We start from the raw sequence: 18,993 nt of genomic DNA on the forward strand, positions 1-18,993 counted from the left end.
AACATGTAAGCGACATAGCGAGCCGCCCGGAAACGGGCGGTGAACTTGCGTAAAGGGGCGTTCCGATTGGGACAAGTCCACGTACTGGACCATCCACTCATCCAACACAAGTTGACACACATTCGGGATAAGCGCACGGGCACGAAAGAGTTTCGAGCGCTTGTGCAGGAAGTGGCCATGCTCATGGTATACGAGATCACGCGGGATTTGCCTTTGACCGAGGTCACGGTGGAAACGCCTGTGGCGACGGCCAAGACAAAGGTGATTGCCGGTAAGACTTTGGCGATTGTGCCAGTCTTGCGAGCGGGGCTCGGCATGGTCGAAGGTATTTTGAACTTAATCCCTGCTGCGAAAGTCGGTCATATTGGCCTGTACCGCGACCCGGAGACACTGCAGCCCGTCGAGTACTACTGCAAACTGCCGGCGCACGTTTCGGATCGCGATGTCATTGTTGTCGATCCGATGCTTGCGACGGGTGGATCGGCCGCAGCTGCACTGACGGCCGTCAAACAGCGCGGTGTACGCGAACCAAAGCTGATGTGCCTGGTCGCCGTGCCGGAAGGCATCGCGACGGTGCAAGAGCAGCATCCGGACGTCGAGATTTACGTGGCGGCGGTGGACGACCATCTTGATGACCACGGCTATATCGTGCCGGGGCTGGGTGACGCGGGGGACAGGCTGTTTGGCACGAAGTGAAACCCTGCTTGAGCTGCCCGGGTCGTGGCGGGCGCATGCAGGGCGAAGGAGGAACCACATTTGAGTACAGCGCCAGTGCGCGTCATGACCGTATTCGGCACGCGCCCGGAGGCCGTGAAGATGGCGCCCTTGGTCAAGGCCCTCGAAAGCCACCCGGAGATTGAGTCGCTCGTCTGCGTCACGGCCCAGCACCGTGAGATGCTGGATCAGGTACTCGAGGTCTTTGACGTCAAAACGGATGACGATCTCGACATCATGGAGCCGAATCAAACGCTTGCCACCATCACCACCAAGGCTTTGCGCGGGCTTGAGCGGGTGCTGGCGGAGCGCAAGCCTGACATCGTGCTTGTGCACGGCGATACGACGACGACGTTTGCGGCTGCGCTCGCCGCATTTTACCAGCAGATTGCCATTGGTCACGTCGAGGCGGGGTTGCGGACATACCAAAAGTACAGCCCATTCCCGGAAGAGATGAACCGCCAATTGACCGATGTGCTGGGCGACCTGTTTTTTGCGCCGACCGATTTGTCCGCGGCCAACCTGGAGCGCGAAGGGCGACCGGCCAGCGCCATTTTTATCACGGGCAACACGGCCATCGACGCGATGCGCACGACGGTGCGCGAGCATTATCGGCATCCGGTGCTCGATGCGATGCCGGCGGAGCGCAGGCTCATTTATATGACGTCCCATCGCCGTGAAAACTGGGGCGCAAAGTTGGAGAACATCTGCCGAGCCGCGCGCCGTGTGGTGGATCTGGCCGATGACATCCACCTTGTCTATCCGGTGCACCTCAATCCGACGGTGCGCGATACGGTGTTTACCATTCTCGGCGGCCATCCGCGCATCCACTTGCTCGATCCGCTCGGCGTTGTGGACAACCACAATTTTATGGCGAGATCGACACTCATCCTGACCGACTCGGGCGGCATTCAGGAAGAGGCGCCGTCGCTCGGCGTGCCGGTGCTCGTTTTGCGCGATACCACGGAGCGGCCGGAGGGCATCGAGGCGGGCACCTTGAAGCTTGTAGGGACCGACGAAGACGCCATCTTTCATGAGGCGCGCACCTTGTTGACCGATGCCGCCGCATACGCGGACATGGCGGGGCGGAAGAATCCGTACGGCGACGGTCGCGCCTCCGAGCGGATTGTCCAGGCGATTCTGCATCATTTCGGGCGTGCACAACGGCCAGAGCCGTTTCGCTATTTAGAGGGCGAGCGACTGTTTTAAGGAAACGGCTGTTGCTTGCGCTTTCAATTCCAAATATGGGGCAGGAGCAAAGCGGCGGCCAATCGGATTTGACTTGGCCGCCGAATTGTGAACAAACGTAGAAATCCTGTCGCGATCGGCGATGTTGAAGCCTGGCACAGCCGTTGACATCGAATTTCGCGCTAGTGTACTATAGGCGAGGGTTCTGGCATTTCACCGTAAAAACCGGGTGTTTCAGACTACGAGACAGGTGAGCTAGCGCATCCGTTTCTGGAAACGCCTTCCTTCGTATGGTTATCCTGGCTTGCAAACGGTAATCATATGAATAATGGTTGGTGAAATCGCACAACCAACACCGCGATGAGACTACATTCATCAATTATGTCCCTCTCTTCATCCTGTACTGGGTGGTGTGTGCGTTCGCAGACGAACAGCGTCAAAAGGCGCGCGGTGCGCGTCAAGAACCTAGTGTCTGGAAAACGTTTGCTGTTTTCTCTGGAGCCATTCTACAACTTGGCGGCAGCATTGTCGGGTTTGGCATCCTCGGACACTACATCGGCGCACAGACCCATCATGTCTGGCTGACGATTCTCGGGGTCATTGTCGGTGTCGTCGTCGGTGCTTCGGGGCTTGCGTTCCTCGCCAAACAGATTCTAGGAGACAGGCCATGAATGTAGAACGGTTGAACAAACGCCTGCGCGCCATTACCGTCTCTTGGTTGGTGTTTATGGGCCTGACTGCAGTATGTTTGGGTGTTCTAGGTGGGTTGCGGACCATCTTCAGCGGACTCCTGCTTGGAGAGTTCGGCGGTCTGTTTGTCGTGCTCAGCATGATTCGCCAAGGACATCACAACGACAACATGCAAGGGCCGGCTCTGTTTGCGTCAGGGATGCTGGGGATGTTCTCGCGCCTCGTGCTGATCGTCCTCATCATGATCATTTCCCTGAAATTTAAAACGCTGTTCAATCCGTACACTGCGCTCGTTGGGTATGTGCTGGGGTTCGCCTTCGTATTTGCCGGATTGTACAGTTATGCCAGGAACCCGAGTGACCAATCCACAGAAAAGTAGGTGAGACAGTGCCGGTATTCCCAACGCTATTCGCGGGGACGATTTGGCAGACCAATGTCACGGTGATCGCCACCATTTTTCTGACGGGGCTGATTATTTTCGTCGTGTTGCGTGTGGGCCTGGCTCGCATGGACATGCGGCGGCCGCGCGGCTTGCAGAATCTGATCGAATGGGCGGCTGAGTTTGCGACCAACATGGCGCGCGAGACGATGCCGACCGAACAATCGGTCAACTTCATTCTGCCCCTGGCGTTCGTCATGCTGCTCTTCTTGTTCGTCGCGAACTGGCTCGGGCTCATTATGAGCATCACGGTGCACTTCAATCCGCACATGTCCGTGTGGGGATTGACTCCGTCCGATCTCGCCGGTTCCAAAGGCGATATCGAATTGTTTGACTCGCCGACGTCGAACATGAGCATGGCGCTCGCTTTGGCGATTATGGTCTGGGTCATCAGCCATGCGCGCGGCTTGCGCCATCCGAAACAGTGGCTGCGCCATTTCTACTCCCCATCGCCGCTGGCGGTGATTGAAGAAATCACGAATCCGTTGACGCACGGCATGCGACTTTACGGCAACATCTTTGCCGGTGAAGCGCTACTTGGCATCATGTTGCGCGCACCATTCGCGCTGCACTGGATTCCGTGGCAGTTGCCGCTCATCGTGTTGTGGTTGTTCTACAGTGGGTTTGTCGCAACGATTCAAGCGTATGTGTTCTCCATCCTGATGTGTCTGTACGTCGGCAACAAATCGTTCGAAGGCCACGCTCACCATTGACGGCCGCCGTTTACCCGCGGCGGTTCGGACATGCATACCCGTATGTGAGATGGTATTGTCGCGCAAAGCGCGATGTTATCTGCACAATGTGCGCAGTGTTGGCGCAATTCATACCATTCACAGCGACTAAGGAGGATATCTTGACATGCAATTGGATTTGGTAAAAGCGATTTACGACATCGCCGTCGCACTCTTGTTGGGCTTGGCGGCTGTTGGTTCGGGCGTCGGCGACGGCCTTGTCATGAGCAAGTATGTCGAAGGCGTTGCCCGCCAGCCGGAAGCACGTGGTTCTATCTTTGCAAGCGCCCTGCTCGGCGTCGCGTTGGTTGAGGCATTCCCGGTCATCGCGTTGGCGTTCGGTATCATCATTCTCTTCACCAAGGGTGCGTTCTAAGTTCGCCGTTGGAGCGATTCCACGGCGCGGTTGGGCCCTGGCGAAGCGCGAATCCATAGCAGAAGGGAGTGTCGTCGCACATGGGTGGCGTCTTTCAGGTCGGGACGTTTATCTTTTCCATTATTTCGTTCCTGATTGTGTTCTTCTTCATCCAGCGGTTTGCGTTTAGACCGTTGGCGAAAATGTTAGAACAGCGCAGACAACACGTTGAATCGCAGATTACCGAAGCGGAGAAGAGCCGCGAAGAAGCGGCCAGCCTGTTGGCAGAGCAGCGTCGGTTGCTCGACGAGGCCCGCAAGGAAGCCAAGAACCTGCTTGATGCGGCGCGCGTGCGCGCAGATGAGCAGGCGAGAGAGATTTTGTTGAAGGCGGAAGAAGAAGCCTCTCGCATTCTGGAGGAGAATCGCCAGGCTATCGTTCGCGAGCGCGACGAAGCGTTGGCAGCCGTCACACAGCGCGTTGCAGAGTTGTCTGTCGAGTTGACGGCGAAGCTGTTGCATAGCCACGTGTCGCCGGAACTGCATCGCGAAATGGTGGCCGAGGCAGAAAAGCGGTTGGGTGAACTCGTATGCTGAGCGGCGCGGTAGTCAATCGCTACGCGCGCGGGTTGCTCGCATTTGCGCAGGAGCATGGCGTCATCGACGAGATCGACGCGCAACTTGTGCAAATCGCGGAGGCCATCCGCGTCTCGAAGCCATTCAGACAGTTGTTGTCCAACCCGATTCTTCCGACAGATGTGAAGCTATCGACGATAGAGCGAATTGTGACCGGGTCGTTGCGCGACGATGTGCGCCGATTTTTAGCGATGTTGCTCAAGCGAGGGCGCGGCGCATACGTCGGCTCCATCGCGTCGCGCTACCGCGAACTGGTCGATGAATTGCACGGTCGGCTGGCAATCGATATCGAGACGGCACAGCCGTTGACGGAGGCGGAGGAACAGGCGATTGTGACGCGTTTGTCGCAGGCGTATGGCAAGCAAATTGTGCCGCGCGTCCGCGAGAATGCCGATTTGATTGCGGGTTACCGGATTCAGGTGGGCAATCGCGTGCTCGACGCGACGACGCAAAACGCCCTCCGCCAGTTTCGCGAGCGCCTGCTGAACGGTGCAGTCCGTAAGGAGGGAACACGTTGAGTATTCGTCCGGATGAGATCAGTTCCTTGATCAAACAACAGATAGAGCAGTTTGATGCGCAGGTGCAAGTCAGCGAGACTGGCACGGTGCTGTCCGTCGGCGACGGAATTGCGCGCCTGTACGGGCTCGACAACGTCATGTCCGGGGAACTGGTGCAGTTTGCAAGCGGCGCCTACGGCATGGCTTTAAACCTCGAAGAAGATAACGTCGGCGTCGTCGTCCTCGGCTCCGTGGTCGGTATCCAGGAAGGCGAGCAGGTCAAGCGCACAGGCCGCTTGGTGCAGGTTCCTGTCGGCGACGCTCTGCTTGGCCGCGTCGTCAATGCGCTGGGCGAGCCCATCGACAACAAGGGCCCCATCGAGACGTCGATGTATCGCCCGGTCGAATCGCCGGCACCTGGCGTCATCGTTCGTAAGTCGGTGCACGAGCCACTCGAGACGGGCATTAAAGCCATCGACTCGATGGTGCCGATTGGCCGCGGTCAGCGCGAGCTCATCATCGGCGACCGCCAGACGGGTAAGACGGCGATTGCTCTCGACACCATCATCAACCAAAAGGGCAAAGACGTGAAATGTATCTATGTCGCCATCGGCCAGAAGCAGTCGACGATTGCACAGGTCGTCGAGACCCTGCGCCGCCATGGTGCCCTGGAGTACACCACCATCGTGGCCGCGAGCGCGTCGGAGCCGGCTCCACTGTTGTTCCTCGCGCCGTACGCAGGTTGTGCGATGGCTGAGTACTACCTCTATAACGGCCAGCACGCGCTCGTCATTTACGACGACTTGTCGAAACAAGCGGCGGCTTACCGCGAAATGTCGCTGTTGCTCCGCCGTCCGCCCGGCCGCGAAGCGTACCCTGGCGACGTGTTCTACTTGCACTCTCGCTTGCTTGAGCGCGCTGCGAAGTTGAACGAGGAAAACGGCGGCGGATCGCTCACGGCTCTGCCGTTCATCGAGACGCAGGCCGGCGACATCTCAGCCTACATTCCGACCAACGTGATTTCGATCACGGACGGCCAGATCTTCCTCGAGGCCGATCTCTTCTTCGCAGGCGTGCGCCCGGCTGTCAACGTCGGCAGCTCGGTGTCTCGCGTCGGTTCGTCGGCACAGACGAAGGCGATGAAGAAGGTCGCCGGTACACTGAAGCTGGATCTCGCGCAGTACCGCGAGTTGCAGGCGTTCACGCAGTTTGGCAGCGACTTGGACAAGGCGACGCAGGACACGTTGCGCCGCGGCGAGCGCATGACCGAGCTGTTGAAGCAGCCGCAGTATCATCCGCTGACGTTTGACCGCCAGGTCGCATCGTTGTGGACGGGCGTCAACGGCTATTTGGATGACGTCCCCGTGGAAGCCGTGCTCAAGTTCGAACGCGAATGGCTGGCGTTCTTGGATCGCGAATACCCACAGGTGTTTGCCCAAATGCAGGAGCGCAAGTCCCTCGAAGACGATACAGTGGCTCTCTTGAAAGAGGCAATTGGCAAGTTTAAGGCGACGTTTGTCGCTTGACGGATAGAACGGTGACGTTGTCGGCGCGGCCCGGAATATGCGGGCCGCGCGGCGCGAGTGCACGATACGGGGTCGGCGACGACCTCCCAAGGTGGTGAATTCGGACAATGCCACAAAATATGCGCGACATCAAGCGCCGCATCAAAAGCGTGCGCAACACGTCGCAGATTACGAAGGCGATGGAGATGGTGGCGGCAGCGAAACTGCGCCGCGTCCAAGATGCTGTTCAGCAGTCGAAGCCATACTTGGCGAAGATGCAAGACATGCTCGCCAACCTTTCGCAATCGGCGCGCCACGTCAAGCATCCATTGCTTGCGTCCCGCCCTGTGAAGCGCACGGGTTATCTCGTCATCACCGCCGACCGCGGGTTGGCCGGGCCGTACAACGCACAGGTCGTGCGTGCGGCGATGCAAGAGTTCGGCAAAAAGGACAAGGCGTCGTTCGCCATTTATGCGGTTGGCAAACGCGGCCGTGACTACTTCCGCCGCCGCGGCTTCCCTGTCGCCGCCGATGTGGTCGATCTCGCGGACTCCCCGACATATCACTCCATCCGCCATCTCGCAGAGGCGGTTGTCAGCGCGTACGAGCGCGCGGAGTTCGACGAGCTGTACTTCATTTACAACGAATTTATCAACGCGGCTTCGCAGCGCCCCATCGTGAAGAAGGTGCTGCCGCTCGACAGCCTCGCTGACGAGGCAAAGGGCCCGCGTCGGATATATGAGTTTGAACCGGATGAAGAAGCGGTGTTGGCCGCTCTGTTGCCGCGTTATGCGGAAACGCTCGTCTACCAGGCTGTGCTGGACGCCAAGGCGTCGGAACACGCAGCGCGCATGACGGCGATGGGCAACGCGACCGACAACGCGAAGGAACTCATCTCGGACCTGACGCTCTCGCTCAACCGGGCGCGGCAGGCAGCCATTACGACACAGATTGCGGAAATCGTCGGCGGCGCGGAGGCATTGCGCTAATGCCCGCCCTGCGGCGATGTGCGTAAGGAGGGAACTTCGTGAGCAAAGGACATGTAGTGCAAATCACCGGTCCGGTCGTTGACGTCCGCTTTCCGGACGGGCAACTGCCGGCCATCAACAATGCCCTGCGCATCGATTACGAGGGCGAGGTGTCCATTCACCTGACGCTGGAAGTGGCGGTGCACCTGGGTGACAATGTCGTCCGCGCGATCGCGATGTCGTCCACCGACGGCCTTGTGCGCGGCGTCGAAGTCGTCGATACCGGCGCGCCCATCAGCATGCCGGTTGGCGCTGGCACCTTGGGTCGCATCTTCAACGTGCTGGGCGAAACCATCGACGAGCAGGGGCCTGTCGAAACGCCGGCACACTGGCCGATTCACCGCTCGGCGCCGTCTTTCTCCGAGTTGACCACGAAGACGGAGATTTTCGAGACGGGCATCAAGGTCGTCGATTTGCTCGCACCGTACGTTAAGGGCGGTAAGGTCGGTCTGTTTGGCGGTGCAGGTGTCGGCAAGACGGTCTTGATTCAGGAGCTCATTCACAACATCGCGAAGGAACACGGTGGGTACTCCGTGTTCGCCGGCGTCGGTGAACGCACGCGCGAAGGTAACGATCTCTATCATGAAATGAAGGACTCTGGCGTCCTCGACAAGACGAGCATGGTGTTCGGTCAGATGAACGAGCCGCCCGGTGCGCGTATGCGCGTGGCCTTGTCGGGTCTGACCCTCGCCGAATACTTCCGCGACGTCGAAGAACGCGACGTGTTGTTCTTCATCGACAACATCTTCCGTTTCACGCAGGCGGGCGCCGAAGTGTCCGCGTTGCTCGGCCGTATGCCGTCGGCCGTCGGTTACCAACCGACGCTGGCCACGGAAATGGGCCAATTGCAAGAGCGCATTGCTTCAACTGTCAAAGGTTCCATCACGTCGATTCAGGCGGTTTACGTGCCGGCCGACGACTACACCGACCCGGCTCCGGCCAACACGTTTGCGCACTTGGACGCGACGACCAACCTGGACCGCCGCATCGCCGACATGGGTCTGTACCCGGCTGTCGATCCGCTGGCGTCCACATCGCGCGCCCTGCAACCGGACATCGTCGGTCAGGAGCACTATGAAGTTGCCCGCGGCGTGCAAGCGGTGTTGCAGCGCTATCGCGAGCTGCAGGACATCATCGCCATTCTTGGCATGGACGAGTTGACGGACGAGGATCGCCTCATCGTTGCACGGGCTCGTAAAATCCAGAACTTCCTGTCACAGCCGTTCTTCGTCGGCGAGGTCTTCACGGGCATCCCGGGCAAGTACGTGACGGTGCAGGACACCGTTCGCTCGTTCCGCGAGATCCTCGAAGGCAAGCACGACGACATTCCTGAGACGTACTTCCGCTATTGCGGCGCGATCGAAGATGTCATCGAGAAGGCGAAGAAGGACGGCTACGCGTCGTAAGATGGTGACGTCTCGGAGAGGTAGGTGAGCGGGATGATAACCGTACCGTTGGAGATTGTGACGCCCGAACGCATGGTGCTGGCGATGGATGTGCGCATGGTGACCTTGCAGGGTGGTTACGGTGAGCTCGGCATCCTGCCGCGCCACATGGCGCTCGCAACCGCGGTCAAGCCTTGCCTTGTGCGCATCAAGCTCGAGGACGGGCGCGAGGATGTCGTGCCGGTCAGCGGCGGCTTTGTCGAGGTGTTGCCGGACAAAATCACGCTGCTCGCCGATACGGCGGAACTGCCGGCGGATATCGATCCGGCACGCGCCCAATTGGCGAAGGAGCGTGCGGAAAAGCGCCTTGCGCAAAGTGGTGAAGGCGCGGAGGCGGAGCGCGCACGCGCTGCCTTGGTGCGCGCCAACCTGCGCCTGGAAGCCATCGCTGAACACCAGCGTTTAAATGGATTTTTGACGGCGACACCAGCGCGTGCCTAAGATGTGGTAGGATTGAGATAGAGACAAGGCCGTCTCTCGCAGAATCGACATAGATACTGCGCTGGGGCGGCCTGTTTTATTCACGCTGTAGATGGAAAGGGGAGCCTTCCCTTTGAACACGACGATGCCAGGGACCGCGCACGTCAATGTGACGCTCGCGGCGGATGGGATGCTTGTGTTGTTGCTGTTTTTCATCGGCGTGATTGGCGTCTGGTGGGCGCTTGGCAGTTTGAAGTGGGAGAACATTGTACGGCAGCCGCTCAGTGGGCAGGCGCAGTTGCTTCGCTTTTTTCTCGCCTTGGTTGGCGGCATTCTCACTGTGCTGGTCGCGGTGTTGCTCCTTGGCTCCATTCAACTCCTCAACGGCAGTTTGTGACGATTTGCGTAAGACGGACGACTTTCCGAAACCATCTACGAAACCTATCAAAGTTCGTGTTTCGATGTTTAGACTGACGTGATTCCGTCCAGACTGGGAACAGACGAAAGGCGCGGCATGGCGCCCAATCTTCTCCCGGACTGGATGGAGGTTATCCACGTGGCACAAACTAAGGAACAGCGGAGAGCGCGACTCGTAAAGCGGCGGATCAAACGCCGGCTGAAACAGGCGATGTGGGCAGGAATCTGCGTGATTGTCGGTGCTGCGGTGGTACATCACCCGGCGGCGCCGAATGTCCAGGCGGCCACCACTTCGGCTGCGACGGCGGCCTCGTCACAAAACGAGACCGATGGTGCGGCGCAGTACGCGTTTCTCGATGCGGCCTTGGCGGCAACGAATGCAAAAGCCACAGGATATGGTATACACGATTGGACCACGCTCAACAATGAGTTCCTGCCTGTAACACAACTGGCGTCTATTGGTGGTCAGTTGGTGCAGGAGTTCGGTCTGACGAACGCGAACATAACTTCTCGGCAATTGAGCAATGAATCGTTCTGGCAAGTGGACGGACAATGGCCCAATGCAACACGTGTGCAACTGGTGTTGACGAGTCTGCCTGGCGTGAATGGCAACGGCGTGGATTCGGCGCCACAGACGGTGCTGACCATCACGGCGTTGGGATCCAACTTGACGCAGACGGTGTTTTCGTCGCAATATGACCAAGTGGAGCACATGGTGGCAACGGTGGATGGGACGCCGCAGATGAGCGCATACATATCGGGCTTCTATTCGCAGGAAGTCGATGAGGCGGATGCGGATAGGATGGCGATGGCGGGGCTTGCGGCTGTCGGAGCGAATACGGTGGAAGGGCTGCGCACGCCGCTGGAGACGAGCATCTCTGGCTACAGCCCGAAGGCGCCTGTCTACATTTTGACAGGTGACAACCGGCGCATGAACGTGCAGGTGGCGATTCACCAGGATTCGTTCCGCCACGGAACCGACGTCTATGTCGGATCGCCCATCATCACCACCGCGTACTAATACGACACGTCCACGTAACGCTTCGTGACGAGGATGTCGAAGAGAGCCTTTGCGGAGGTTACGGCATGGCAAAAATAGTGATTCAAGGCGGGTGCCCACTTGAGGGCACGGTTCGCGTCAGTGGGGCGAAGAATGCGGTGTTGCCGATTTTGGCCGCCAGCCTGCTCGCAGAGCATGGCGTGAGCCAAATCGAGGAAGTCCCGCACCTGCTCGACGTCGAAAACATGGCCAATACGGTGGCCGCGCTTGGCGCCAAAATCGACTGGAAGGGAACGACGGTCCGCGTCGATGCGCGCAGCCTGTATAGCGTGACGCCCCCGGCGGAGCTCGTCCGCCGCATGCGGGCGTCGTTCGTCGTCGCCGGGCCGCTTTTGGCGCGCTTTGGCGAGGCGATGATCGCGTTGCCGGGCGGCTGTAACATTGGACCGCGCCCGGTCGATTTGCACATTAAAGGGCTCGAGGCCTTAGGTGCGACGAGCGTCGTGGAAAACGGGTTTGTCCATTTGCGGGCGCCGCGCGGCGGCCTGCACGGTGCGCGCATCTATCTCGACGTACCGAGTGTCGGCGCAACGCAAAACATCATGATGGCGGCGACATTGGCGAAAGGCCAGACCATCATCGAGAATGCGGCGAAGGAACCGGAGAATGTGGATCTCGCCAATTACCTGAACGCGATGGGCGCACGCGTGCGCGGTGCGGGTACGGATATCATTCGGATTGACGGTGTGGATGCGCTCAGTGGGGCGACGCATGCGGTGATTCCGGATCGGATTGAGGCGGGGACATTTCTCGTTGCCGCCGCGCTGATTGGGCGTGGCGTGTATGTCGAAAACGCGCTGTCTCACCATTTGATGTCGCTCATTGCAAAGTTGGAAGAGGCGGGAGCGACCATCGAAGATCGGGTGGACGGCATCAAGGTTTGGCCATGTCCAAGCGGGCGCATGCGGCCTTTGGACGTCAAGACGCACTATTACCCGTCTTATCCGACGGATATGCAGGCGCAAATCGTCGCGGCGCTGACGGTGGCGCAGGGCACGAGCATGGTCACAGAGACGGTGTTCGAGAACCGCTTTATGCATGTCGCCGAGTTGCAGCGCATGGGCGCCAACATTCATATCGAAGGGCGCACGGCGGTTATTGACGGCGTGGCACGCCTGTCTGGTGCGCGCGTGACCGCGACGGATCTGCGTGCGGGTGCGGCTCTGGTCATCGCCGGCCTGATTGCGGAAGGTGAGACGGAGGTTCATGGGTTGCATCACTTGGACCGCGGCTATGATAATCTCGTCGCGAAGTTTAAGCGGCTCGGTGCGGCCATCGAGCGCTTTGAGGACATCGGGCAATCGGCAAAATCGGTCGGCTGAACCGCGTCTCTTCAGGCGGATGGCTGGACAACGGTATATCGTCGACGCTCTTGGCGACTCTGCCAAGGGCGTTTTTTCTGTACGAAGTCGCGATTTTTTCGCTGACCTGGCATATTGGGCGGCTGTTTGGCATATCTCTTGGCAACAGGTTGTCCGCTGTGCGGCACACACAAAGCCTTGTCGCAATCCGTACGCAGAGAGGAGACCCAGCCCATGCCCCAGCCCACGCCGCATCATCCGTCGCGAGAGAACGGCCCGTTGCAATTTGCGGTGCGCGTCACGCTCGCGTTTATCGCGATGATTCTTTTGCCCATCGGGATCGCCAAACTGTTTCAGCACAGCCCGATGCCCAACGTCGGTGCCTGGATTCAAAGCCCAGACGCCACCACCGATATTCGCGTCTATGATCCGTCGCTTAATCAAGTTTCTACCCTCCCGCTCAACACCTACATTTTAGAAGTGCTTAGCGCCGAGTGTTCGCCGGATGCACCGCTGGCAAGCCTGGAGGCGGCCGCTGTGGCGACGCGCACCTACGCGGAGCGGGCCATCGCAAATCCAGCCGCACTCGCCCGCAAGCACGGGGCGGAACTGACCGACGACCCGGCGCTGGATCTCCCTGTGGCCACCGAAGACGAACTGGAATCGGCCATCGGGACGAGCCGAGCCCTGGCGTTCATCACGCGCATCCAAACTGCTATTGAAATGACGGGCGGGCGCATCCTGACGTTCAATCAGCAGCCGATTCTCGCCTTTATGTGCGCCATCTCGACGGGGCGTACGCGCACGGGATTGGCCGCCCTCGGCCAAGACATACCCTATTTGCAGGCTGTCGCTTGCCCAGACGATGAGGCAAGCCCAAGCGATACGGCAACCAACACGTTTTCCATCGCGGCGCTCAACCAAGCCCTGGGCACCCATATCACCAGCACCGATTCGCTGCAGGTACAGCGAGGGGCAGACGGCTTTGTCACCGCCGTGCGGATCGGCAATAAGACCATGACCGGGCAGTCGTTTGCAAATCTACTGCAACTCCCATCGAGCGACTTTGTCTGGCATCTCACACAAGACCAGGTGACGATCACGACGTATGGGCGCGGCAACGACCTCGGGATGAGCCTGCATGAAGCTTCGTTGCTCGCGGCCAAAGGGTGGACGTGGCAGGCGATTCTTGCGCACTTTTACCCAGGTGCGAAGCTCTCGCAAACCGCTACCGATGCCGGTTCACCGGCTGGAAGAAAAGGGTAAGTAAATCTAGCCAAATTTTTCGTCCCTAGGTATAGACTCTAGTTTTCGTGGCGAGACTCACTACTGAGGTGAGCGCCACATGGATGACAAACAACATCCAAACCATGAAAATCAAACGCCGGACGCACCAAACGGGCGCCCGAGCAATGCGAAACGATGGATGTCGAAGCGTTGGTTGTATCCCGCAATCTATCTCGGTGCGGCAGCGGTCATCATCGGTCTGATGTACGCGAAAAGTCAGTCAGGTAGCACACAGACGTCGGTGCAGCCGACCGAGACCAACACCACGTCGCAGACCACGACACAGACGACGTCTGCAGGCTTGGAACCGTGGCTGTGGCCATATCAGGAAGGCACTGACGCGAGCGTGACGATGGGATTCTACCCGATTCACGGCAGCGCAACACAACAGGAAAAGGCCCTGGTTGACTACGATAACACGTACTATCCGCACAAGGGCATCGATATTCAGGCCAAAGGTGGCCAAACGTTTACCGTCGTCGCTGCGCAAAAAGGAACAGTAGAATCCGTATCCAACCAGCCCTTGTATGGCTATGAAGTTGTCGTCAGTTCTCCAGATGGGTATACGGAGACGTATCAATCGCTCGGATCGGTCGATGTCAAGCAAGGTCAGAGCATCGAGGCGGGAGACACCATCGGCACCACGTCGACCAACGTGTTTGAGCAAAGCCAAGGCAATCACTTGTACTTCCAAGTCAATCTTAACGGTTCGCCGATTGATCCAGAGACGGTATTGCCGAAGCAATAATCTCCATTCGGGCCGTGCCAGCGGACCTTCCGCCCGTATCATGCGGGCGGTTTTTTCTTGTTATCGCAAGCTTTTACACGAGTTTCTCGATCCGCCCTCTCTCGTCTCTATCTGCTCAATTTCCCGGAAATTCGATCTCGTTCGGCTCCGATTTATTTCCCAGGAAGTATTCTGTCGAATTTGCACAGAGAATTCGAAATGGCCAGGCCCCCTGCGCATACGGTGTACACCCCCTCATATACATGTAACAGACCAACTGACCTGCAGTGGGGAGGCGAGGGGAGTGCATGATTACATCAAGGAGCGTACTCTTAAAATTGGAGAGTACATTGTCGAGACGCGTAACACAGTACGCACAATCGCGCGCGAATTCGGCGTCTCAAAGAGCACTGTGCACAAGGACTTGACGGAACGCCTGCCAGAAATCAATCCCGACTTGGCGAATCGTGTCAAAGAAATTCTTGAATATCACAAGTCCATTCGCCATTTGCGCGGTGGCGAGGCGACCAAAATGAAGTATCATAGGGAAGAAGAAGTGCAGGCGGGGTCGAAAAACTTCGAATCGCGCAGAGGAGTTTCAAGCGGGCTGTAGAACTACATCCTTGCATTCCCACTCTATATGTTCGAGGATACGAACGTCTTTCCCTCAATCATGCACGCTCTAATCTTAGGAGGACTCGCTGCAAATGTTTTCTAGGGATGTTGGTGTCGACTTGGGAACCGCAAACGTGCTCGTGCACGTCAAAGGACAAGGGATTGTACTCGATGAACCTTCCGTCGTTGCGATAGATCAGGTGACGAAGCAAGTGGTTGCGGTCGGCGAAGAGGCTCGTCGCATGCTGGGGCGCACGCCGGGCAACATTGTGGCCATCCGGCCGTTGCGCGAAGGGGTGATCGCAGACTTTGAAATCACGGAGATCATGCTTCGCCACTTTTTAAATAAAACAGTAGGTAAAAGCATGTTCGGCAGACCGCGCGTCATGATCTGTGTGCCGGCTGGCATTACGTCGGTCGAGCAGAAGGCCGTGCGCGAAGCGGCTGAAGCGGTCGGCATTAAACAAGTGGATTTGATTGAGGAGCCGAAGGCTGCCGCCATCGGGGCGGGACTCAACATTTTCGAACCGAGCGGCAGCATGGTGGTCGATATCGGCGGCGGTACGACAGATATTGCGGTTCTGTCGCTGGGCGACGTCGTCACGTCGACGTCGCTGCGCATCGCCGGGGACAAGCTGGATGAAGCCATCGTCAAGCATATCCGCCGCGAGTACAACTTGATGATTGGTGAACGCACGGCGGAAGAGTTGAAAAAAGAGCTGGCGACGGTGTATCCGGGCGGGCGCACCAACAGCACCGACGTGCGTGGCCGGGATATGGTCACGGGACTGCCGAAGACCATTACGGTGCATGCGGAAGAACTGCGCGAGGCATTGCAGGAACCGGTCATCGCCATCGTACAGGCCACCAAGTCCGTGCTGGAACAGACGCCGCCGGAACTGGCGGCCGACATCTTCGACAAAGGCGTCATGCTGACTGGCGGCGGTGCACTTGTCGACGGGTTGGACAAGCTCATGAAGGACGAATTGCAGGTACCTGTGCATATCGCGGAGAACCCGATGCATTGTGTCGTCATTGGCACGGGGCGCGTACTGGAAAGCCCGGAATGGAACAAGTACCGCGACAAAGGACGCAAGCGGGCGCGGCGCTGACGCGGCCCGTACGCACTTTTTAGGCACGCGAGCAATGGAGGTCTAACCATGATTCCGGGACTTACGACGGCGTCGGCAGGCATGGACGTCAATGAACGGCTGGAGCAACTGTTATCCAATAACTTGGCGAATCAGGAGACGCCGGGGTTTAAAGAGTCGCTCGGCGAACTCATTGAGGACCCGGTTCAGGATATGGAACGTATTTCGTACGGTTCGGGGGCAAGTGGCACCTATATCGGGCAAATGGGGACGGGCGTCGACTTTCAGGAAGGCGTCCCGGTCTTTTCCGAAGGCGCAGTGCAAACGACTGGCCGTGCCTTAGATCTCGCCATCATCGATTCTTTGCCCACCGGTCCGATGGCCTATGTGCAGGGGCCAAACGGGGCATTGCCTGCGTCGGGGCAGGTGACGGTCGGAGCAAACGGCCGCCTGTCAGACAACGGGCAGCCGCTTGCGGTGTATGATGCGAACGCGCAGCTTGTCGCAGGGCTTTACGCCATCCGCAATCCGAAATATCAAGGCAAGGAACTCGTCGGCGCGGATGGCTCACCGGATTATGATGCAAACGGCAATCCCTCCTACGTGATTGCCAACGCACAGGGTCAGGTGGTGTACACGCCAGGCACGTTAACGACGGATCCGTACTCGATTCGCGTGGGCACGACGGACAACATGGGGTACCATTCGTTTTTGCCGGTCAACTACACCGACGCAAGCGGGACAAAAGGGATTTCCGTCACGCGCGATGGCGCTTTGCAGCTCGATGCGAACAACAATCTCGTCGATGCCACGGGGCACACCGTCATGCCGCTTGCTGCCAATGGGCAGCCGATTGTGGGAGGCCGCATCGAGGTCAACCCGGCGTACAAGGGGACGCAGTTGTTTGGCGCGAATGGACAAGCACTGTACGACGCAAATGGGCAACCGTCCTATCGCGTCTATGGCGCCAACAACCAGATTGTGCAAGGCGGGCATCTTGGACTCGTCAATGCCGATGTCACGCAGATTTCGCCGCTTGGCGAAGGCGAGCTGATGGTGGGAGGCAGCTATACACCGGCCAGTGTCTTGCCTTTGTTACAAACCGGCACGGGCCGCCTTGAGGCAGGGGCGCTTGAACAGTCGAATGTCGATCCAACGTCGACCATGACTCAGATGCTCACCGCGGTGAACGCCTACCAAGCGAATCAGCGCGTCGTGCAGACGATGGATTCCCTGCTCAACACGGCCGTCAACGATATCGGCAAGGTGAATGGGGCCTAATACACAGGCTCCTTGATGACAGCAGGGCGCGCTACCCTTGGCACGACGTGTTGATGCGACCCAGTGTGCTGTGACGATGAGGGAGAGGATCAAGATGGGACAGACGCTGTGGAATGGCCTCAGCGGTCTCACGGCAGCCAATCAGTGGCTGAACCAAATTGGCGACAATCTAGCGAACCTGGAGACGCCTGGTTTCGCGGAGGATCAGGGGACGTTTGCCGACGCCCTGACCATGCAGGTCTATGGCAACGAGACGGATCAAGGCGCCGCCAATCGCGTGACACCGCCGGGATGGCGCGGCGGCTCCGGCGTCCTAGCCGAAGGCGAAGGGCGCAATTTTGCGAATATGAATCTCGAGACGACCGGCAATCCGATGAATGTCGCCATCAACGGGCCGGGGTTTTTCGTCGTTGCAGGGCCGCAGGGCAAGTTGTATACGCGCGCCGGGGACTTCATTTGGAGCAAGCGGCCCGACGGGCAGTTTCAGCTCGCCACACAAACGGGCGATCCGGTTTTGTCCACGACGGGGCAGCCGATTCTTAAGCCAGCCAACGCGACATCGATGACGGTGAGTGCAAACGGCCAAATCCTGTTTGGCAGTCAAACCGGGCCGCGCATTGCCGTGGTGGAAATCGGGCAGCCATCGGCACATCTCATCCCGGAAGGGGACAATCTCTACAGCCTTGCGGCGGGTGGGCAGGCGAGCCCGGCGACGCAATCGAAGCTGGTGCAAGGAGCCTTGCTCACGAGCAATGTCAACGAATCGGAACAGATGTCAAACATGATAGAGGCGCAAAATTTGTACGATGAGAACGCTGAGAGCGTGACCATCGCTAACCAGATGTTGAGTATCGCCGATAGCATTCGCCAAAATGGCGGTTGATGCCAAGGCGGGTCGGAAGGCTTATCGCCAACCGTCTCGCCTTTGCCGTCCTAGCAGGGATTGCTATAATGGGTATGCTTGGCGGTCAGTCCGCCGGTAGATGGCCATGTGGGCTGGGAGGGTAGAACGCGTGAATGTGCCGAACTTGCTGACGTTGCTCCGCCTGCTCTTAATTCCATGTTATGTCTGGTCTTTTTACGCCACCGCAAGTCCTCATAAAATTATCGCGCTTTGTGTCCTCTTATTCGCTGGTCTCACCGACGTCCTCGACGGCTACATCGCCCGCACCTATAAGCTAGAAACGTATACCGGACAATTGCTGGATCCACTTGCCGATAAGCTGATGATGGTCGCGGTGCTCTTCACGTTGATCGCCTCTGGGCGCGTGCCGTGGCTCGTCGCGGGATTGCTCGTATTGCGCGACGTGCTGATGATCCTCGGAGCTGCGTTTTTCTACTTTCAAGGCAAGCGCGCCGTGCCGAAGGCCAATGTCTGGGGCAAGGTGACCACCTGCTTTTATTATCTGGCGATCTGCTCGTCCATCCTTGCCTGGCCAAATCTGCAAAGCGGGGACATTGTATTATGGTTTACGGTGGGCTTGTCCTATGTGACGACCATTCGCTATGTGCTTAGCATGGAAATCATCGCGGTGCGACGCCGCGTCTATTGATGGAGGGTGCGTCG

22 protein-coding genes are annotated in these 18,993 nt (G+C 58.5%); all 22 read left to right on the top strand.

Features of this window, described 5'->3' with window-relative positions:
- Positions 1 to 66: 66 nt before the first annotated feature.
- Positions 67 to 696 (top strand): uracil phosphoribosyltransferase, encoded by a 630-nt coding sequence (gene upp, locus QMF38_RS10555; protein WP_058094360.1) that lies wholly within the window; start codon positions 67 to 69, stop codon positions 694 to 696.
- An 84-nt stretch (positions 697 to 780) separates the two neighbouring features.
- Positions 781 to 1,923 carry a non-hydrolyzing UDP-N-acetylglucosamine 2-epimerase gene (gene wecB, locus QMF38_RS10560; RefSeq protein WP_281759477.1) on the top strand — a complete coding sequence of 381 codons (1,143 nt, stop codon included), beginning with the start codon at positions 781 to 783 and terminating at the stop codon, positions 1,921 to 1,923.
- A 314-nt stretch (positions 1,924 to 2,237) separates the two neighbouring features.
- Entirely contained in the window at positions 2,238 to 2,573 is a 336-nt protein-coding gene (locus QMF38_RS10565) for a hypothetical protein (protein ID WP_232302199.1), read from the top strand.
- Complete coding sequence (locus QMF38_RS10570) at positions 2,570 to 2,971, top strand: hypothetical protein (RefSeq protein WP_040288645.1); 402 nt, start codon at positions 2,570 to 2,572, stop codon at positions 2,969 to 2,971. The genes QMF38_RS10565 and QMF38_RS10570 overlap by 4 nt, the downstream gene beginning before the upstream one ends.
- An 8-nt stretch (positions 2,972 to 2,979) precedes the next feature.
- On the top strand, positions 2,980 to 3,744 hold the full coding sequence (gene atpB, locus QMF38_RS10575; protein WP_281759406.1) for a F0F1 ATP synthase subunit A: 765 nt from the start codon (positions 2,980 to 2,982) through the stop codon (positions 3,742 to 3,744).
- A gap of 145 nt (positions 3,745 to 3,889) precedes the next feature.
- Positions 3,890 to 4,138 (top strand): ATP synthase F0 subunit C, encoded by a 249-nt coding sequence (gene atpE, locus QMF38_RS10580; protein WP_006445901.1) that lies wholly within the window; start codon positions 3,890 to 3,892, stop codon positions 4,136 to 4,138.
- An 80-nt stretch (positions 4,139 to 4,218) separates the two neighbouring features.
- Positions 4,219 to 4,713, top strand: coding sequence for a F0F1 ATP synthase subunit B (gene atpF, locus QMF38_RS10585; RefSeq protein WP_040288643.1), 495 nt, complete (start codon positions 4,219 to 4,221; stop codon positions 4,711 to 4,713).
- Entirely contained in the window at positions 4,707 to 5,270 is a 564-nt protein-coding gene (atpH, locus tag QMF38_RS10590; RefSeq protein ID WP_281759407.1) for an ATP synthase F1 subunit delta, read from the top strand. Before atpF ends, atpH begins: the two co-directional genes overlap by 7 nt.
- A complete protein-coding gene (atpA, locus tag QMF38_RS10595; RefSeq protein ID WP_281759408.1) occupies positions 5,267 to 6,775 on the top strand; it encodes a F0F1 ATP synthase subunit alpha in 1,509 nt (502 codons plus the stop codon). The genes atpH and atpA overlap by 4 nt, the downstream gene beginning before the upstream one ends.
- Before the next feature lie 107 nt (positions 6,776 to 6,882).
- A complete protein-coding gene (gene atpG, locus QMF38_RS10600; protein ID WP_006445897.1) occupies positions 6,883 to 7,743 on the top strand; it encodes an ATP synthase F1 subunit gamma in 861 nt (286 codons plus the stop codon).
- A 38-nt stretch (positions 7,744 to 7,781) separates the two neighbouring features.
- The gene (atpD, locus tag QMF38_RS10605; RefSeq protein ID WP_040288641.1) at positions 7,782 to 9,188 is read left to right on the top strand and encodes a F0F1 ATP synthase subunit beta; all 1,407 of its coding nucleotides are present in this window, start codon (positions 7,782 to 7,784) and stop codon (positions 9,186 to 9,188) included.
- Between the two features lie 33 nt (positions 9,189 to 9,221).
- Positions 9,222 to 9,668: an ATP synthase F1 subunit epsilon gene (atpC, locus tag QMF38_RS10610; RefSeq protein WP_040288640.1), complete on the top strand. Its 447-nt coding sequence runs from the start codon at positions 9,222 to 9,224 to the stop codon at positions 9,666 to 9,668.
- Positions 9,669 to 9,780: 112 nt separating this feature from the next.
- Positions 9,781 to 10,044 carry a DUF1146 domain-containing protein gene (locus QMF38_RS10615; RefSeq protein ID WP_083341290.1) on the top strand — a complete coding sequence of 88 codons (264 nt, stop codon included), beginning with the start codon at positions 9,781 to 9,783 and terminating at the stop codon, positions 10,042 to 10,044.
- Between the two features lie 159 nt (positions 10,045 to 10,203).
- Positions 10,204 to 11,085 carry a YwmB family TATA-box binding protein gene (locus QMF38_RS10620; RefSeq protein WP_281759409.1) on the top strand — a complete coding sequence of 294 codons (882 nt, stop codon included), beginning with the start codon at positions 10,204 to 10,206 and terminating at the stop codon, positions 11,083 to 11,085.
- Between the two features lie 65 nt (positions 11,086 to 11,150).
- Entirely contained in the window at positions 11,151 to 12,446 is a 1,296-nt protein-coding gene (gene murA, locus QMF38_RS10625) for a UDP-N-acetylglucosamine 1-carboxyvinyltransferase (protein ID WP_281759410.1), read from the top strand.
- Positions 12,447 to 12,659: 213 nt separating this feature from the next.
- A complete protein-coding gene (locus tag QMF38_RS10630; protein ID WP_281759411.1) occupies positions 12,660 to 13,691 on the top strand; it encodes a SpoIID/LytB domain-containing protein in 1,032 nt (343 codons plus the stop codon).
- 79 nt (positions 13,692 to 13,770) lie between these two features.
- Positions 13,771 to 14,460, top strand: a complete 690-nt coding sequence (locus QMF38_RS10635; protein WP_281759412.1) for a M23 family metallopeptidase — start codon at positions 13,771 to 13,773, stop codon at positions 14,458 to 14,460.
- A gap of 283 nt (positions 14,461 to 14,743) precedes the next feature.
- Positions 14,744 to 15,052, top strand: coding sequence for a sporulation transcriptional regulator SpoIIID (gene spoIIID / locus QMF38_RS10640; protein ID WP_058094351.1), 309 nt, complete (start codon positions 14,744 to 14,746; stop codon positions 15,050 to 15,052).
- A gap of 94 nt (positions 15,053 to 15,146) precedes the next feature.
- Positions 15,147 to 16,166 carry a rod shape-determining protein gene (gene mreB / locus QMF38_RS10645; protein ID WP_281759413.1) on the top strand — a complete coding sequence of 340 codons (1,020 nt, stop codon included), beginning with the start codon at positions 15,147 to 15,149 and terminating at the stop codon, positions 16,164 to 16,166.
- A 48-nt stretch (positions 16,167 to 16,214) separates the two neighbouring features.
- Entirely contained in the window at positions 16,215 to 17,426 is a 1,212-nt protein-coding gene (locus QMF38_RS10650) for a flagellar basal body rod C-terminal domain-containing protein (protein ID WP_281759414.1), read from the top strand.
- A gap of 94 nt (positions 17,427 to 17,520) precedes the next feature.
- Positions 17,521 to 18,309 carry a flagellar hook-basal body protein gene (locus tag QMF38_RS10655; RefSeq protein WP_281759415.1) on the top strand — a complete coding sequence of 263 codons (789 nt, stop codon included), beginning with the start codon at positions 17,521 to 17,523 and terminating at the stop codon, positions 18,307 to 18,309.
- Between the two features lie 130 nt (positions 18,310 to 18,439).
- Positions 18,440 to 18,979 (top strand): CDP-diacylglycerol--glycerol-3-phosphate 3-phosphatidyltransferase, encoded by a 540-nt coding sequence (pgsA, locus tag QMF38_RS10660; RefSeq protein ID WP_058094348.1) that lies wholly within the window; start codon positions 18,440 to 18,442, stop codon positions 18,977 to 18,979.
- Positions 18,980 to 18,993: the final 14 nt, after the last annotated feature.

Origin of the sequence: Alicyclobacillus hesperidum subsp. aegles (genome assembly GCF_027923525.1) — a bacterium.
Lineage (GTDB): Bacteria > Bacillota > Bacilli > Alicyclobacillales > Alicyclobacillaceae > Alicyclobacillus > Alicyclobacillus aegles.

Excerpts from the sequence above, each read along its gene's own strand:
- mreB (WP_281759413.1), top strand. The coding sequence starts at position 15,147 with ATGTTTTCTAGGGATGTTGGTGTCGACTTGGGAACCGCAAACGTGCTC.
- QMF38_RS10655 (WP_281759415.1), top strand. The coding sequence starts at position 17,521 with ATGGGACAGACGCTGTGGAATGGCCTCAGCGGTCTCACGGCAGCCAAT.
- atpF (WP_040288643.1), top strand. The coding sequence starts at position 4,219 with ATGGGTGGCGTCTTTCAGGTCGGGACGTTTATCTTTTCCATTATTTCG.
- atpG (WP_006445897.1), top strand. The coding sequence starts at position 6,883 with ATGCCACAAAATATGCGCGACATCAAGCGCCGCATCAAAAGCGTGCGC.
- atpE (WP_006445901.1), top strand. The coding sequence starts at position 3,890 with ATGCAATTGGATTTGGTAAAAGCGATTTACGACATCGCCGTCGCACTC.
- QMF38_RS10635 (WP_281759412.1), top strand. The coding sequence starts at position 13,771 with ATGGATGACAAACAACATCCAAACCATGAAAATCAAACGCCGGACGCA.
- QMF38_RS10570 (WP_040288645.1), top strand. The coding sequence starts at position 2,570 with ATGAATGTAGAACGGTTGAACAAACGCCTGCGCGCCATTACCGTCTCT.
- atpC (WP_040288640.1), top strand. The coding sequence starts at position 9,222 with ATGATAACCGTACCGTTGGAGATTGTGACGCCCGAACGCATGGTGCTG.
- wecB (WP_281759477.1), top strand. The coding sequence starts at position 781 with ATGACCGTATTCGGCACGCGCCCGGAGGCCGTGAAGATGGCGCCCTTG.
- QMF38_RS10650 (WP_281759414.1), top strand. The coding sequence starts at position 16,215 with ATGATTCCGGGACTTACGACGGCGTCGGCAGGCATGGACGTCAATGAA.
- murA (WP_281759410.1), top strand. The coding sequence starts at position 11,151 with ATGGCAAAAATAGTGATTCAAGGCGGGTGCCCACTTGAGGGCACGGTT.
- QMF38_RS10630 (WP_281759411.1), top strand. The coding sequence starts at position 12,660 with ATGCCCCAGCCCACGCCGCATCATCCGTCGCGAGAGAACGGCCCGTTG.
- atpH (WP_281759407.1), top strand. The coding sequence starts at position 4,707 with ATGCTGAGCGGCGCGGTAGTCAATCGCTACGCGCGCGGGTTGCTCGCA.